At 63.8% G+C, this 14,053-nt stretch carries 14 protein-coding genes; 8 read left to right on the forward strand and 6 right to left on the reverse strand.

From position 1 onward, the window contains the following. The first annotated feature begins 258 nt into the window (after positions 1-258). The 7 genes from argS to O3297_RS28190 are packed head-to-tail and all read left to right on the forward strand — an operon-like array spanning position 259 to position 6,455. On the forward strand, positions 259-1,968 hold the full coding sequence (gene argS / locus O3297_RS28160) for an arginine--tRNA ligase (RefSeq protein ID WP_034784713.1): 1,710 nt from the start codon (positions 259-261) through the stop codon (positions 1,966-1,968). A 22-nt stretch (positions 1,969-1,990) separates the two neighbouring features. Next, positions 1,991-2,701 carry an SPOR domain-containing protein gene (locus tag O3297_RS28165; RefSeq protein ID WP_099390064.1) on the forward strand — a complete coding sequence of 237 codons (711 nt, stop codon included), beginning with the start codon at positions 1,991-1,993 and terminating at the stop codon, positions 2,699-2,701. A 9-nt stretch (positions 2,702-2,710) separates the two neighbouring features. Further along, a complete protein-coding gene (locus O3297_RS28170) occupies positions 2,711-3,382 on the forward strand; it encodes a thiol:disulfide interchange protein DsbA/DsbL (RefSeq protein ID WP_305051202.1) in 672 nt (223 codons plus the stop codon). Between the two features lie 37 nt (positions 3,383-3,419). Then, positions 3,420-4,202, forward strand: a complete 783-nt coding sequence (locus O3297_RS28175; RefSeq protein ID WP_070278298.1) for an SDR family oxidoreductase — start codon at positions 3,420-3,422, stop codon at positions 4,200-4,202. Between the two features lie 15 nt (positions 4,203-4,217). Continuing rightward, entirely contained in the window at positions 4,218-5,012 is a 795-nt protein-coding gene (locus tag O3297_RS28180) for a biotin--[acetyl-CoA-carboxylase] ligase (protein ID WP_305051204.1), read from the forward strand. Positions 5,013-5,016: 4 nt separating this feature from the next. Next, a complete protein-coding gene (locus O3297_RS28185; RefSeq protein WP_176381800.1) occupies positions 5,017-5,775 on the forward strand; it encodes a type III pantothenate kinase in 759 nt (252 codons plus the stop codon). Further along, entirely contained in the window at positions 5,769-6,455 is a 687-nt protein-coding gene (locus O3297_RS28190) for an SPOR domain-containing protein (RefSeq protein ID WP_305051206.1), read from the forward strand. Before O3297_RS28185 ends, O3297_RS28190 begins: the two co-directional genes overlap by 7 nt. Positions 6,456-6,470: 15 nt before the next feature. Here the strand turns inward: O3297_RS28190 and O3297_RS28195 are convergent, their stop codons facing one another. From O3297_RS28195 to O3297_RS28220, 6 genes are all read right to left on the reverse strand, one after another. After that, complete coding sequence (locus O3297_RS28195) at positions 6,471-7,514, reverse strand: septal ring lytic transglycosylase RlpA family protein (RefSeq protein WP_099395698.1); 1,044 nt, start codon at positions 7,512-7,514, stop codon at positions 6,471-6,473. Further along, positions 7,514-8,629, reverse strand: coding sequence for a rod shape-determining protein RodA (gene rodA, locus O3297_RS28200; protein ID WP_034784703.1), 1,116 nt, complete (start codon positions 8,627-8,629; stop codon positions 7,514-7,516). The genes O3297_RS28195 and rodA overlap by 1 nt, the downstream gene beginning before the upstream one ends. Before the next feature lie 8 nt (positions 8,630-8,637). After that, the gene (gene mrdA / locus O3297_RS28205) at positions 8,638-10,608 is read right to left on the reverse strand and encodes a penicillin-binding protein 2 (RefSeq protein WP_034784702.1); all 1,971 of its coding nucleotides are present in this window, start codon (positions 10,606-10,608) and stop codon (positions 8,638-8,640) included. 12 nt (positions 10,609-10,620) lie between these two features. Next, on the reverse strand, positions 10,621-11,133 hold the full coding sequence (gene mreD / locus O3297_RS28210; RefSeq protein ID WP_034749354.1) for a rod shape-determining protein MreD: 513 nt from the start codon (positions 11,131-11,133) through the stop codon (positions 10,621-10,623). Beyond that, on the reverse strand, positions 11,130-12,203 hold the full coding sequence (gene mreC / locus O3297_RS28215) for a rod shape-determining protein MreC (protein ID WP_034784701.1): 1,074 nt from the start codon (positions 12,201-12,203) through the stop codon (positions 11,130-11,132). Before mreC ends, mreD begins: the two co-directional genes overlap by 4 nt. Positions 12,204-12,312: 109 nt before the next feature. Further along, positions 12,313-13,356: a rod shape-determining protein gene (locus O3297_RS28220; protein ID WP_010393186.1), complete on the reverse strand. Its 1,044-nt coding sequence runs from the start codon at positions 13,354-13,356 to the stop codon at positions 12,313-12,315. A gap of 350 nt (positions 13,357-13,706) precedes the next feature. On the opposite strand from O3297_RS28220, the gene gatC reads away from it, so the two are divergent. Beyond that, positions 13,707-14,009 (forward strand): Asp-tRNA(Asn)/Glu-tRNA(Gln) amidotransferase subunit GatC, encoded by a 303-nt coding sequence (gatC, locus tag O3297_RS28225; RefSeq protein WP_034784699.1) that lies wholly within the window; start codon positions 13,707-13,709, stop codon positions 14,007-14,009. The last annotated feature ends 44 nt before the right edge of the window (positions 14,010-14,053 follow it).

Here is a 14,053-nt window from a genome sequence, read left to right on the forward strand (position 1 = left end):
ATACATGTAAATTGCGGCAAAAAACTGTATATATACAAGCAGAATGTCCCATGCTGATGTTTTCGTGCACCAACATGGGCATGCTGTCCTGATAATATCGTGAAACGCGCCGGCACGGGGACACTGCCGGCTGGCGTATTGTTCCCGGCAGCAAACCAGTATAATTAACGCAGTCTGGGCGGCTTGGGTACTTGCCGTCCGTTTTGCTTTTTGATTCATTCTATTCATTCTTAACGCGGTTCCACCGCCATCCTGCTCATGCTCGCCCAACAGAAACAAGAAATCATCGCCCTGTTCCAGGCCGCCCTCGCTCCCGTCCTGGCCGGCACTTCGCTTGCGCCTAGCGTAGTGCTCGAGCGACCACGCGATGCATCGCATGGCGACGTCGCCTGCAATATCGCCATGCAACTGGCCAAGCAGCTGAAACAGAATCCCCGCGAACTGGCGCAAACCATCGTTGCGGCCGTGCTGGCCAATCCGGCCGGCAAGGGCCTGGTCGAGGCAGTGGAAATCGCCGGCCCCGGCTTCATCAACGTGCGCGTCTCCGCCGCCGCCAAGCAAGCCGTGGTGAAAACCATCCTGAGCGAGGCCGACAGCTATGGCCGCAGCACGGCAGGCGCCGGCAAGCAGGTCATCCTGGAATTCGTCTCGGCCAACCCGACCGGTCCGCTGCACGTGGGCCACGGCCGTCAGGCAGCCCTGGGCGACGCCCTGTCCTCGCTGTTCGACGCGCAAGGCTACCAGGTGACGCGCGAGTTCTACTATAACGACGCCGGCGTGCAGATCCAGACCCTGGCCAACTCCGTGCAGGCGCGCGCGCGCGGCTTCAAGCCGGGCGACGCAGAATGGCCCGAGTCCGCCTACAACGGCGACTACATTGCCGATATCGCCAGCGACTTCAAGGCCGGCAAGACCGTCTCGGCCAGCGATGGCCAGCCTGCTACGGCCAACGGCAACGTGGAAGACATCGATTCGATCCGCCCGTTCGCCGTCACCTACCTGCGCAACGAACAGGACATCGACTTGCAGGCGTTTGGCGTGAAGTTCGACAATTACTATCTGGAATCGTCGCTGTACGCGGACGGCAAGGTCAACAGCGCCGTGGAAACCCTGATCAAGGCGGGTCACACCTACGAACAGGATGGCGCGCTGTGGCTGCGCACCACCGACTTCGGCGACGACAAGGACCGCGTCATGCGCAAGACGGACGGCACCTACACGTATTTCGTGCCGGACGTGGCCTATCACCTGGTGAAATGGCAGCGCGGCTTCGTGCAGGCCATCAATATCCAGGGCAGCGACCACCACGGCACCATCGCGCGCGTGCGCGCCGGCCTGCAGGCCGTCGACATGGGCATCCCGCAAGGCTACCCCGACTACGTGCTGCACAAGATGGTCACCGTCATGAAGGACGGCGAAGAAGTCAAGATTTCGAAGCGCGCCGGCTCCTACGTGACCGTGCGCGACCTGATCGAATGGTCGGGCGGCGGCGACATCGCCAAGGGCCGCGACGCCGTGCGCTTCTTCCTGATCTCGCGCAAGGCCGACACGGAATTCGTCTTCGATGTCGACGTGGCGCTGAAAACCACCGATGAAAACCCGGTCTATTACGTGCAGTACGCGCATGCGCGCATCTGCCGCATCCTGGAAAACTGGGGCGGCGATGCCAGCACGGTCGCCGGCGTCGACTTGTCTCCCCTGACAGCGCCGACTGAAGCGACCCTGCTGGCGACCCTGGCCGCCTACCCGGAAATGCTGGCGCGTGCGCAAGCGGAACTGGGTCCGCACCAGGTCGCCTTCTACCTGCGCGACCTGGCCGCCAACCTGCACAGCTTCTACTTCGCCGAAAAAGTGCTGGTCGAGGACGAAGCCGTCAAGATGGCCCGCCTGGCCCTCGTCATCGCCGCGCGCCAGGTACTGCGCAACGGCCTGGCACTGATCGGCGTGTCCGCGCCAAACAAAATGTAATCGCGAAGGTCTAACCGTCAAAATGAATCACGCTTCCCGCTTCTCTTCGACCCGGCGCCAGCAGGGCAATACCCTGGTCGGCATCATCATCGGCCTGGTCATCGGCCTGGGCATCGCCGTGGTGGTCGCCCTGGTGATCACCAAGGGCGCCTCGCCTTTCACCGACAAGTCGGGCAAGGCCGGCAAATCGACCGAACCGACGGCCGGCCAGATCGCCGACCCGAACAAGCCGATGTACGGCAACAAGGAAGCGGCCAAGGAAGCGGCGCGCGACTTCTCCAAGGAGCCGCGCGAGATTGTCACGCCGACGCAGCCAGCAGCGCCAGCACCCGCTCCCGCGCAGCAGCCGAAGGCGCCACCGCCGGACGCGCTGCAGGAATTGATCGGTACATTGAAGGACAAGCCGGCGCCGAAAACGCCGGCGGCAGCACCAGCGGCGCCCGCGCCGCAAGCCAAGGCCGACGCAAAAGAGGCCAAGGCCGATGCAGCCAGCGACAAATGGATTTATTATCTGCAGGCCGGCGCCTTCCATGACATGTCGGACGCCGAAAGCACGCGCGGCAAACTGGCGCTGCTCGGCTTCGAAGCGGCCATCAGCGACCGCAGCACCGACGCCGGCGTGCTGCACCGCGTGCGTATCGGGCCGTTCAACCAGCTCGAAGCGATGAACCGCGCACGCACCAAACTGTCTGAAAACGGCATCGATGTCGCCGTCGTCCGCAACCAAAAATAAGGAACCAGCATGCGTTTTCTGAAGAAAATCCTGTTCGCCGCCACCCTGTGCACCGCCGCCATGGGCGCATCTGCCTCGCCGGCCGAGCCGAAAAACGGCGTCGAATACGAAACCCTGCCTACGCCGCAGGCGACGGAATCGGGCAAGAAAATCGAAGTGACGGAATTCTTCGCCTATTACTGCCCGCATTGCAACGTGCTCGAACCGCAGCTGGCGGCCTGGGTCAAGAAACAGGGTGACAACATCGTCTTCAAGCGCGTGCACGTGTCGCGCGATGACAGCGTGGCGCCGCAGCAGCGTTTGTTCTTCACCCTGCAAGCCATGGGCCTGGTCGACAAGCTGCACACCAGCGTATTCCACGCCATGCACGTGGAACGCAACCGCCTGAACACGGACGACGCCGTATTCGATTTCGTCGCCAAGCAGGGCGTGGACCGCCAGAAATTCATCGACACCTACCGTTCGATGGGCGTCTCGGCCCGCGTGCGCCGCGCTGACGCCATGATGCAGGGCTATAACGTGACGTTCTGGCCCATGATCGCCATCGACGGCCGCTACATCACCTCGCCTTCGCAGGCCGATCAGGGCAGCAAGTCTGCCAGGAACGAAGAGCAGCTGAACGCCCAGGCGCTCAGCGTGATGGACGTGCTGGTCGCGAAAGCCAAAGCGGAAAAGAAATAAGCATGGCCACCTCCTTGGCGCGCCCGGGCATCGCCTGATGCATCGCGTTTTCATCACGGGCGCGTCGAGCGGATTGGGCGCCGCCCTGGCGCTACAGTACGCGCGCCAGGGCGCCCATTTGGGCTTGCTGGCGCGCCGTGGCGATACCCTGCAGCAACTGATCGCCTCCCTGCCCCACCCTGAACGCCACCGCGCCTACGCCGTCGATGTGTGCGACCACGCCGCCCTGAAAAGCGCCGCCGGTGACTTCATCGCCCATGCGGGCGGCATCGACGTCGTCATCGCCAGCGCCGGCGTGTCCTACGGTACCTTGAGCGAACACGCGGAAGACCTCGACGCCTTCGCACGCCTCATCGCCATCAACGTCACGGCTACCGTCGCCACCTTCGCGCCCTTCATCGCCGCCATGAAAAGCCAGGGCAGCGGGCGCCTGGTAGGCATCGGCAGCGTGGCCGGCATCCGCGGCCTGCCCGGCGCCGAAGCCTACAGCGCCTCGAAGGCGGCCGTCATCAGCTACTGCGAATCGCTGCGCCTGGAATTGAAACCCGCGGGCGTCAAGGTCGTCACCATCACGCCCGGCTACATCGACACGCCCATGACGCGCCATAATGCCTACCGCATGCCATTCCTGATGCCGGCCGAAAAATTCGCCGTGCGCGCCGCGCGCGCCATCGCCGACGGCGACAGCTACCGCGTGATCCCGTGGCAGATGGGCGTCGTCGCCAAGCTGCTGCGCGCGCTGCCCAATGCCGTCTACGACATGGCCTTCGCCAACGCGCCGCACAAGGCGCGCAGCAAGCCATCCGGCGGCAGCCAGTAAAACCAACCTCTCCCCATGACGAAGCACTCAGACCTGAACAGCGCGGCCATCGCCGCCCATTGCGCCACGGGCGCCTCCCACGTAGCCATCGAGGTGGTCGATGAAACGGGATCGACCAACGCCGACCTGCTGGCGCGCTGCGCCACCCTGGCCGGCCCCACCCTGCGCATCGCCGGCCAGCAGACGGCCGGACGGGGGCGCGCCGGGCGGCCGTGGGTGTCGCAGCCGGACGCCAGCCTGATGTTTTCGCTGGCCTGGCGCTTCAAGGGTCCGCTGCATCAGCTGGTCGGCTTGCCGCTGGCCGTCGGCGTGGCGCTGGCCGAGACCATGACGTCGCTGGGCGTGCCGGTCCAACTGAAGTGGCCAAACGATATGCTCAAGGATGGCCACAAGCTGGCCGGCATCCTCGTCGAGACCCAGCAGGCAGCGGACGGCGGCGTGTGGGCCGTCATCGGCTGCGGCATCAATCTGCTGATGCCCGATGTGCTGGAGCGGCAGATCGGGCGCAGCGTCTCGGCCGTGCCCTGGCTGGCGCAGATGGAACGCAATACCCTGGTGGCCGCCCTGCTCAGCCGCCTGGCCGGCGTGCTGGCCGAATTCGACGACACGGGCTTTGCACCGTTTACCGAACGCTGGAACGCGCTGCACGCCTGGCAAGGCCAGCACGTGAAAATCCTCGACAATGGCCAACTGCTGCAGCAAGGCGTGGCGGCTGGCGTGGACCACCTTGGCCGCCTGCTGCTGCGCACCGATGCCGGCCTGCAGGAAATCATGTCCGGCGACGTTTCCTTGCGCCTGACGGGGGAGTAAGCGCATGCTACTGCTGATCGACGCCGGCAATACGCGCATCAAATGGGCGCTCGTGGCCGCCGGCAGTCCCACCGGCGGCTGGCTGGCCAGCGGCGCCGTCGCGCATGCGCAGATCGACACCCTGGCCGCGCAGTGGGAGACACTCGGCATCAGCGAAGCGCTGCTGTCGAACGTGGCAGGCGCCGCCATCGGCACGCGCCTGCGCGCCATGCTGCCGGTCGTCGCCCGCGACTTTGTATCGCTGCCGCAGCTGGCGGGCCTCACGAATGGCTACCGCGCGCCGTCGCAGCTGGGTTGCGACCGCTTTGCCGCCGCCATCGGCGCGCAGGCGCTGGCGCCTGGCCAGGCCGTCATCGTCGCCAATTGCGGCACCGCCACCACCATCGACGCCATCACGGCCGATGGCGTTTTCCTCGGCGGGATGATCTTGCCGGGACTGGGATTGATGGCCAGCTCGCTGGCGCGCAACACGGCGCAGCTGCCGCAAATCGCCAGCGACGCCCTGCTGCCGGCCGGCTTTGCCGACAACACGGACGACGCCATCCTTTCCGGCTGCCTGGCCGCACAGGCGGGCGCCATCGAACGGGCCGTGCGCATGCATGGCGCCAGCGCCTGTTTGCTGTCGGGCGGCGCCGCACCGCGCATCGCACCGGCCCTGGCGCTGGCCGTGCCGCTGCATCTGGTGGACAATATCGTCATGCTCGGCCTGCAGGCGGCCGCGCGCGCCGGGACCGCAGGAACACAAGGAAACCACGTATGCTGAAATTCGTCTTCTGGCTGCTGGCCGGCGTCAACCTGCTGGTGCTGGCCATCGGCCAGGGTTATCTGGGCAGTTTTCGCACCGAGACGCGCGAACCGGCGCGCCTGAAAAACCAGCTGCAAGCGGGCAAGCTCACCTTGCTGACGCAGGAGCAGGCCACGGCGCCCGCCGCCGAAGAGGGCGCGACGGCGGCGGCACCGGCAGCGGCACCGCCGACATCGTATGCCTGCACGGAAGTGGGCAATTTCCTGCTGGCCGATGGGCGCCGCTTTGAAGCGCAAGTGGCGGCATTGGACCTGGGCGACCGCCAGTCGCGCCGCAACGTGGCCGGCCAGGAGATTTCCAGCTACATGGTGTATATCCCGCCGCAGGGCAGCAAGGAAGGCGCCGACCGCAAGGCCGGTGAATTGAAGCAGCTGGGCGTGACGAATTACTTCATCATGAATGAAAGCAGCCCGCTGCGCTGGGGCATTTCACTGGGCGTGTTCAAGTCGGAAACCAGCGCGCAAAGCCAGCTGGCATCGCTCAACAAACAGGGCGTGCACAGCGCCCGCGTCGCGCCGCGCTACAGCGCCGGCAAGCAGCTGGCCTACCAGTTCCGCGACCTCGACGCCGCCACGCGCGCGCGTCTCGAGAAGATCAAAACGCAATTCCCTGACCAGGAACTGCGCAGCTGCAAATAAACCCCTGGCCCGCGCCTATCGTTGGATGACGATAGGCTTGATGCCTGTCGATTCAGGCAGGCTGGCCGCCGCCCGCGCCGCATCGGCGCGACTCGAGAATGGGCCACCGTACAGGCGGAACAGATTCCCGGCCTGCACCACGCCCAGGGTCCCCAGGGCTGCCGCGTAGGGTTCCAGGCGCGAGCGGCCCGTTTCCGCATTGTCGGCGCGCGAGTAGGCGCCCAGCTGCAGATAGAAACCGCTGGCCAGCGCCGCCGGTGCCGGCGCTGCGACCGTCGCGTCGACGGGCAGCATTTGCGACGACACTTCCGGCTGCACCACGGCGCCCGTTTCCACCGGCGTATCGATGGAGATGGCCACCACGGACGGCACCGGCTTCGGTGCCGCACGGGCGGCCAGGATGGCGTCGATATCGGCAGGCAGCAGCCGTTCGACCACCACCTGGTGACTGCCCTTGCCGAGGAAGCCCAGTTTCAGCGCCGCCGTGTACGACACGTCGATGACGCGCGTGGCATGGAAGGGGCCGCGGTCGTTGATGCGCACGATCACCTGCTCGCCGCTGTCGATGCTCGTCACGCGCGCATACGACGGAATCGGCAAGGTCGGATGGGCCGCCGTCATCTTGTACATATCGTAGATCTCACCCGACGAGGTGCGCTGGCCATGGAATTTCTTGCCATACCAGGTGCCCGTGCCCTTTTGCTTGAAGGGCTCATTGTCGGTGATCGGCGTGTAGGTCTTGCCGAAGACGACATACGGACGGTTCGAGCGCGTCGAATACGGCTCGTTGCGCACTTCCGCATCGGGCACGTCGCGCAGGTTGGCCGGCGGATTGTCGCCCGGGCCGTCATCCTTGTAGTAGCCGCCGCGCCCGGAGCCGGCCGCCGGCAATGCCGGCAAGGTGGGATCCTGGCGCACGGGCACCTTGACCTTGCCGCCGGACGGCAGCGGCACGTTATTCGATGCGGGCTTTTGCGGCGTCGTGCCGCAAGCGGCCAGGGTCAGCAAGACCGTCAGGCTCAGCCCGCGCATGGCGAGAGTATCGAAAGGCGCGCGCATCAGGTCTGCACCAGCTTGCGGTGGCGCTGAATGCTCATCAGGATACCGGTGGCCACGCCCAGGGTCAGCAGCGCGGTGCCGCCATAGCTAAGGAATGGCAAGGGAACGCCGACCACCGGCACGATGCCGCTGACCATGCCCATGTTTACAAAGGCGTAAGTAAAGAAAATCATAGTGATCGCTCCTGCCAGCAGGCGAGTGAAAAAACTGGGGGCGTTGGCGGCGATCATCAGCCCCCGTCCCACCAGCAGCAAATACATCAGCATCAGGATCAAGTTACCGACCAGGCCGAATTCCTCGGAATATACGGCAAAAATAAAATCGGTCGTGCGCTCGGGAACAAATTCCAGGTGGGCTTGCGTGCCGTGCGTCCAGCCCTTGCCCGTCATGCCGCCGGAACCGATGGCGATGATGGACTGGATGATATGGAAGCCCTTGCCCAGCGGGTCCTTGGTCGGGTCGATCAGCATCATCACGCGGTCGCGCTGATAATCATGCAGGTGCGACCAGGCGATCGGCAGGCATGAAACAAAGGTGATCAGCAAGCCGGCCAGCACCTTCCACGACAAACCGGCCAGGAAGATGACGGTAAAGCCGGCCGCCACCACCAGCAGCGCCGTGCCCAGGTCGGGCTGGCGCGCAATCAGGTAGACGGGCACCAGCAACAGTATCGCCGCCATCAGGAACGATTTCCAGCGCAGGGCGCCCGCATTATGCTGGAAGAACCAGGCCAGCATCAGCGGCGTGGCGATCTTCAGGAATTCGGACGGCTGGATGTCGATCACGCCGATATGCAGCCAGCGCCGCGCACCGAGCTTGATGGTGCCGAACAGCGCCACGGCCACCAGCAAGATCACCGATATCGTGTACGCCGGCACGGCGATGCGCATCATCATCTGCGGCGTGACGTTGGCCGCCACCCACATGACGAAAAAGCACAGCAAAATATTGCGCAGGTGGTCTTCGATCTTGCCCGGGATGCCGATGCTGGCCGAATACAGGGTCAGCAAGCTGGTACTGAGCAGCATCAGGATGATGATCATCAGCGGCGGATCGAACACCGCCAGATAGGGTTTGGCGCGCCGCCACAGCGAGCGCCTCTCGTTAATGGGCATGTGCTTCCTTATTGCCTGGCAGGTACCGCCGGGGCGGCCTGCTCGTCAGTGATTTCTTCCAGGGTGCGCACTTCGTCGACATCTTCCTTGGGCACCTTGGTGGTGTCCTTTTCCTTGTCGCTCGGGCGCTTGCCCAGCAGGTAGTAGTCGAGCGCCTTGCGCGCGATCGGCGCGGCCACGCCGGCGCCGAAGCCCGCATTTTCCACCACGATGGCGATCGCGATGCGCGGCTTGTCGGCCGGCGCAAAGGCCGTAAACAGGGCGTTGTCGCGCAGGCGTTCGGCCAGCAGCTTGGCATTGTACTTCTCGTTTTTCTTGATGCCCACCACCTGCGCCGTACCCGTCTTGCCGCCCACCGTGTACTGCACGCCGGTGAAGATACGCGCGGCCGTGCCACCCTGCTCGCTGGTCACGCCCACCATGGCGCGCTTGATGACGTCGATGTTTTCCTGCTTGAGCGCGATGCGGTAGCTTTCCTTGGGCACCGTCAGGGTGCGCGCGCGCGTAGCCGCGTCCTCGATGATCTTCACCAGATGCGGCTTCATCACCACGCCGTTATTGGCCAGGTTGGCCGTCGCGTGGGCGATCTGCAGCGGCGTATACGAGTTGTAGCCGGAGCCGTTACTCACCGAAATCGTGTCGCCGCCCACCCATTTTTTCTGCTGCGGCGTCTTGAAGCGGTTGCGCTTCCATTCCGTCGACGGCAGCACGCCCGTCTTTTCGTTATTCAGGTCGATGCCCGTCAGCTGGCCGAAACCGAACGGTTTCATGAAGTCGTGGATGGCATCGATGCCCATGTCGCGGCCCAGTTGGTAGTAATAGGTGTTGCACGAAACGACGATCGACTTGTGCATGTCCACCGTGCCATGGCCGCCCACCTTGTCATCGCGGAAGGTGTGGCCGCCGAGGATGAAGAAACCGGGATCGGAAATCGACTGGCTCGGCGTACGCTTGCCCAATTCGAGTGCGGCCAGCGCCATGAAGGGCTTGAAGGTCGAGCCGGGCGCGTAGGTGCCGGACAGGGGACGGTTGACCATCGGCCGGTCCAGCGAGGTATTGAGTTCGTTCCAGCTTTGCTGGTCGATGCCGTCGACGAACAGGTTCGGGTCGTAGCCTGGCTTGGACACGTAAGCGAGGATGTCGCCCGTGGCCGGGTCGATGGCCACGGCCGCGCCGCGCCATTCGCCGAACGCTTCCTCGACCACCTTCTGCAGCTCGATGTCGATCGACAGGATCAGATTGTTGCCAGGGGTGGCGGCCGTGCGCGACAGGGTGCGCATGGCGCGCCCGCCGGCCGACACTTCCACCTCTTCGTAGCCGGTGGTGCCATGCAGCTGCTTTTCGTAGCTTTTTTCCAGGCCTTCCTTGCCGATATGGTCGGTGCCGTTGTAATTGGCCGCGTCCTCGCCCTCTTCCAGCGCCTTCGCTTCATTGCGGTTGATGCGGCCGATGAAGCCCACCACGTGCGACGCCACCTCGCCCATCGGATACTGGCGGAACAGGCGCGCCTGCACCTCGACGCCAGGGAAGCGGAAACGCTGCGCCGTGAAGCGCGCCACTTCCTCGTCCGTCAATCGCGTGCGCAGCGGCACGCTGACGAAGTTCTTGGATTCTTCCAGCAGCTTCTTGAAGCGGCGGCGGTCCTTGATGTCGATCTGCACCAGGGTCGACAGCTCGTCGATCACGGAATCGAGGCTGGCGCTCAATTTCGATGGCGTGATTTCCAGCGTATAGGCCGAGTAATTGCGCGCCAGGACCACGCCGTTGCGGTCGAGGATCAGGCCGCGCGTGGGCACGATGGGCACCACGGCGATACGGTTGTCCTCGGCCTTGGTCGCGTAGTCCTCGTGCTTGATCACCTGCAGCCAGATGAAGCGCGCCAGCAGCAGCGAAAAGCAGACGAAGACGAGCGCGCCCAGGATGGTCAGGCGCATGCGGAAAAAATGCAGTTCGCGCTCGGTGTTCTTAAGTTCAGTCATTGCAGGCGCCCGTCAAATCGGCCGGTTATGGTCGCGGTCCACGGCGCGGCGCTGCGGTGCCAGCAATATCCACGTGACGATGGGCCACAGGGCGACGGCGACGAAGCTCTCGATGAAATTGAGCCAGCCGGGGAAGCGGCCCGAGACGATCAGACGCGTCAGCAATTGCAGCGCCTGCGTCAGCAGCAGCAGCGGCAGCACGTGCAGCGCCTGCGTCATGATGGGGAACCACAGCACGCGGCGGTGCATCATGATGGCGAAGTACGACAGCAAGGTATAGGCCAGCGCATTCTCGCCCAGCAGGGTCGAGTCGTGCACGTCCATCATCAGGCCCATGAAAAACGCCACGCCGATACCGACCTTGCGCGGCTGGTGGATGCCCCAGAAGACCAGCACCAGGGCGACGAAATCGGGCACGCCGACGAACTGCCCCCATGGAAGCAGGTTCAGCAGGAAAGCGCACAGCAGGGAAAACCCGATGAACAGGGGGCTGACCGGCAGCAGGATGTAATGCGGGCGGTTCATCGTGTCGCTTCCTTCGGTGGCACGGCGGCAGGTGTTGGCGTTGCTGCTGGTGTTGCCGCAGGCGCCGCCGGTTTCGGCGCCGGGCTGGCAGGCGGTTTCGCGGCCGGCGCGGTCGCCGCATTGGCGGCCGCTGGTGCCGCAGCGGCAGGCTCCTTGGCGGGATCCTTGATCGGCGCCATCTTGCCGGCGATCTTGCGCCCCGTCTTGACTTCTTCAGCGGGCGGACGCGGCGGAATTTCCGGCGACGTCATCAAGATGAGCAGCTGGGTGTTGCGTTCAATGCCGGCCAGCGGCTGGCACACGACGCGGCCGAACGGGCCATGCGCATTGCGCTCGACCAGGGTCACGCGCGCCACGGCCAGGCCGGCCGGATACAGGCCGTCGAGGCCCGAGGTAATGACGATGTCGCCGATCTGGATGTCGGCGCTGGGGGCCGTGAAGCGCAGCTCCATGGTGCCGGACTTGCCGCGCCCGATGGCCACGCTGCGCACGCCATTGCGCAGCAGCTGCACGGGAATGGCCTGCTCTTCATCGGTCAGGAGCGTCACTTCGGAGGTGAACGGGAACACGCGCGTGACTTGTCCCACCACGCCCAGGTTGTCGATCACGGGGCGGCCCAGTTCCACGCCATGCTGGATGCCCCGGTCGAGCACGATCTTGCGCGTGGCCGAATCGCGCGTGTCGTACAGCACTTCGGCCATCATGGTCTTGACGGGCACGCGCTCGCGCGCTTCCATCAGCTTGCGCAGGTGGTTGTTTTCAACGATGTTGAGCTGCGCCTGCTGCAGGATCTGCGCCGAGGCGATCTGTTCGTGTTTCAAGTCGCGCACCTGTTTTTCCAGGGCGGACAGCGAAGAGAAGTAGTTGCCGACACCAACCGCCACATCGCGCGGCACCAGGGCCGCCATCTGCACCGGATACAGCACGGTACCGACGGCCTGGCGCACGGCCGTCAGCGCGTGCATGCGCGAATCGACCAGCAACAGGGCGATTGAAATGCCGGCGAACACCATCATCTTGACGCGGGCGGAGGCGCCTTGTTTGAAAAGTGGCGGAGGACTGTATTCCATGACTTCCAATAATCAGGCCAGGCGCAGTGCGCCAACGTGCAGGCCCCGGTCAAACGCCGGCGCCAAAACCAAAAAAAGGCCGGAGTTGGTTTCCGGCCCTTCTGTCAGATTATTCGTAGGAAAAGATCGAGCCGAGCTTGTCCATACGTTCCAGGGCCATCCCGGAACCGCGCACCACGCAGGTGAGCGGATCCTCGGCCACCAGCACCGGCAGGCCGGTTTCCTCCATCAGCAGGCGGTCCAGGTCGCGCAGCAGTGCGCCGCCGCCCGTCAGCATCATGCCTTTTTCGGCGATGTCGGCGCCCAGTTCCGGCGGCGTCTGTTCCAGCGCGTTTTTCACGGCCGAGACGATGTTGTTCAGCGGGTCGGTCAGCGCTTCGAGGATCTCGTTGCTGGAAATGGTGAACGAACGCGGGATGCCTTCGGACAGGTTGCGGCCCTTGACTTCCATTTCCTTCACTTCCGAGCCAGGGAAGGCCGAACCGATGGCCTTCTTGATGGCTTCAGCCGTCTGTTCGCCGATCAGCATGCCGTAGTTGCGGCGGATGTAGTTGACGATGGCTTCATCGAATTTGTCGCCGCCGACGCGCACGGAACCCTTGTAGACCATGCCGCCCAGCGAAATGATGCCCACTTCGGTGGTGCCGCCGCCGATGTCGACCACCATCGAGCCGGTCGCTTCGGACACGGGCAAGCCCGCGCCGATGGCCGCAGCCATCGGTTCTTCGATCAGGTACACCTGCGAGGCGCCGGCGCCCAGGGCCGATTCGCGGATCGCGCGGCGCTCAACCTGGGTCGAACCGCACGGCACGCAAATGATGATGCGCGGCGATGGACGGAAGAATTTCGAGTCGTGCACCATGCGAATGAATTGCTTGAGCATCTGCTCGGTCACGGTGAAGTCGGCGATCACGCCATCTTTCATCGGACGAATCGCTTCGATATTGCCCGGCACTTTGCCCAGCATCTGCTTGGCTTCCTTGCCGACTGCCTGAATGGTCTTCTTGCCATTCGGACCGCCTTCCTGGCGGATGGCGACAACGGATGGCTCGTCCAGGACGATACCGAGGCCGCGTACATAAATAAGGGTGTTGGCCGTGCCCAAGTCAATGGCCAGATCGGTGGAGATATACCTGCGTAAAAAACCAAACATGAGTGTCCTGTAGCGCATCGAGCTGCGCAAAAGCTGTTTATGGGGAGTTTCAAAGCGGGCGCTTTCAGGCACCCTGAAAATCCAAAAGGCGATTTTTCCGGGTTTCGCTTGGCGCTTGCGCAATCTTTTCTATGCTGCGGCAGCAGTCCATCAGCGCCGGCAACGCATTAACCCGCCATTCTACCTTATAATTTGAATGCGATTTGCTCAAAAACCATGGAAAAGTGCGACTCTTGCAGCCGCGAGTTACGCGGCATTCCTCGTTTTTTGTGAGCAAAATAGCAGTAAATACCCGCGTTTTATCAAAACGCCAACTTAATACTAATGCGCGGCACTCCGCGCCATTCGCCATGTCCCTGACACTCTCCGACGTAAAACGCATCGCCCACCTGGCCCAACTTGAAATGGCCGACGACCAGGCCGTCACGTCTTTGGCCCAATTGAACAAGATTTTTGCACTGGCAGAACAAATGCAAGCCGTCAATACCGATGGCGTGGCGCCCCTGAGCCATCCGCTGGCCGCCCACATGGACAATATCGCCCTGCGTCTGCGCGAGGACATCGCCACGGAACAAAACCGCCGCGACGCTTACCAAGCCGTGGCGCCGAAGGTACAGGATGGCCTGTACCTCGTGCCCAAGGTCATCGAGTAACTGGCACCTGACATAAGCTACTGCGCGTCGCGATTTGCGGCCTG

The organism is Janthinobacterium sp. SUN128 (assembly GCF_030587275.1).
Taxonomy (GTDB): Bacteria; Pseudomonadota; Gammaproteobacteria; order Burkholderiales; family Burkholderiaceae_D; genus Janthinobacterium; species Janthinobacterium lividum.

Excerpts from the sequence above, each read along its gene's own strand:
- mreD (WP_034749354.1), bottom strand. The coding sequence starts at position 11,133 with ATGAACCGCCCGCATTACATCCTGCTGCCGGTCAGCCCCCTGTTCATC.
- O3297_RS28185 (WP_176381800.1), top strand. The coding sequence starts at position 5,017 with ATGCTACTGCTGATCGACGCCGGCAATACGCGCATCAAATGGGCGCTC.
- O3297_RS28175 (WP_070278298.1), top strand. The coding sequence starts at position 3,420 with ATGCATCGCGTTTTCATCACGGGCGCGTCGAGCGGATTGGGCGCCGCC.
- O3297_RS28180 (WP_305051204.1), top strand. The coding sequence starts at position 4,218 with ATGACGAAGCACTCAGACCTGAACAGCGCGGCCATCGCCGCCCATTGC.
- mreC (WP_034784701.1), bottom strand. The coding sequence starts at position 12,203 with ATGGAATACAGTCCTCCGCCACTTTTCAAACAAGGCGCCTCCGCCCGC.
- rodA (WP_034784703.1), bottom strand. The coding sequence starts at position 8,629 with ATGCCCATTAACGAGAGGCGCTCGCTGTGGCGGCGCGCCAAACCCTAT.
- O3297_RS28195 (WP_099395698.1), bottom strand. The coding sequence starts at position 7,514 with ATGCGCGCGCCTTTCGATACTCTCGCCATGCGCGGGCTGAGCCTGACG.
- O3297_RS28165 (WP_099390064.1), top strand. The coding sequence starts at position 1,991 with ATGAATCACGCTTCCCGCTTCTCTTCGACCCGGCGCCAGCAGGGCAAT.
- O3297_RS28190 (WP_305051206.1), top strand. The coding sequence starts at position 5,769 with ATGCTGAAATTCGTCTTCTGGCTGCTGGCCGGCGTCAACCTGCTGGTG.
- O3297_RS28220 (WP_010393186.1), bottom strand. The coding sequence starts at position 13,356 with ATGTTTGGTTTTTTACGCAGGTATATCTCCACCGATCTGGCCATTGAC.
- gatC (WP_034784699.1), top strand. The coding sequence starts at position 13,707 with ATGTCCCTGACACTCTCCGACGTAAAACGCATCGCCCACCTGGCCCAA.
- mrdA (WP_034784702.1), bottom strand. The coding sequence starts at position 10,608 with ATGACTGAACTTAAGAACACCGAGCGCGAACTGCATTTTTTCCGCATG.
- O3297_RS28170 (WP_305051202.1), top strand. The coding sequence starts at position 2,711 with ATGCGTTTTCTGAAGAAAATCCTGTTCGCCGCCACCCTGTGCACCGCC.
- argS (WP_034784713.1), top strand. The coding sequence starts at position 259 with ATGCTCGCCCAACAGAAACAAGAAATCATCGCCCTGTTCCAGGCCGCC.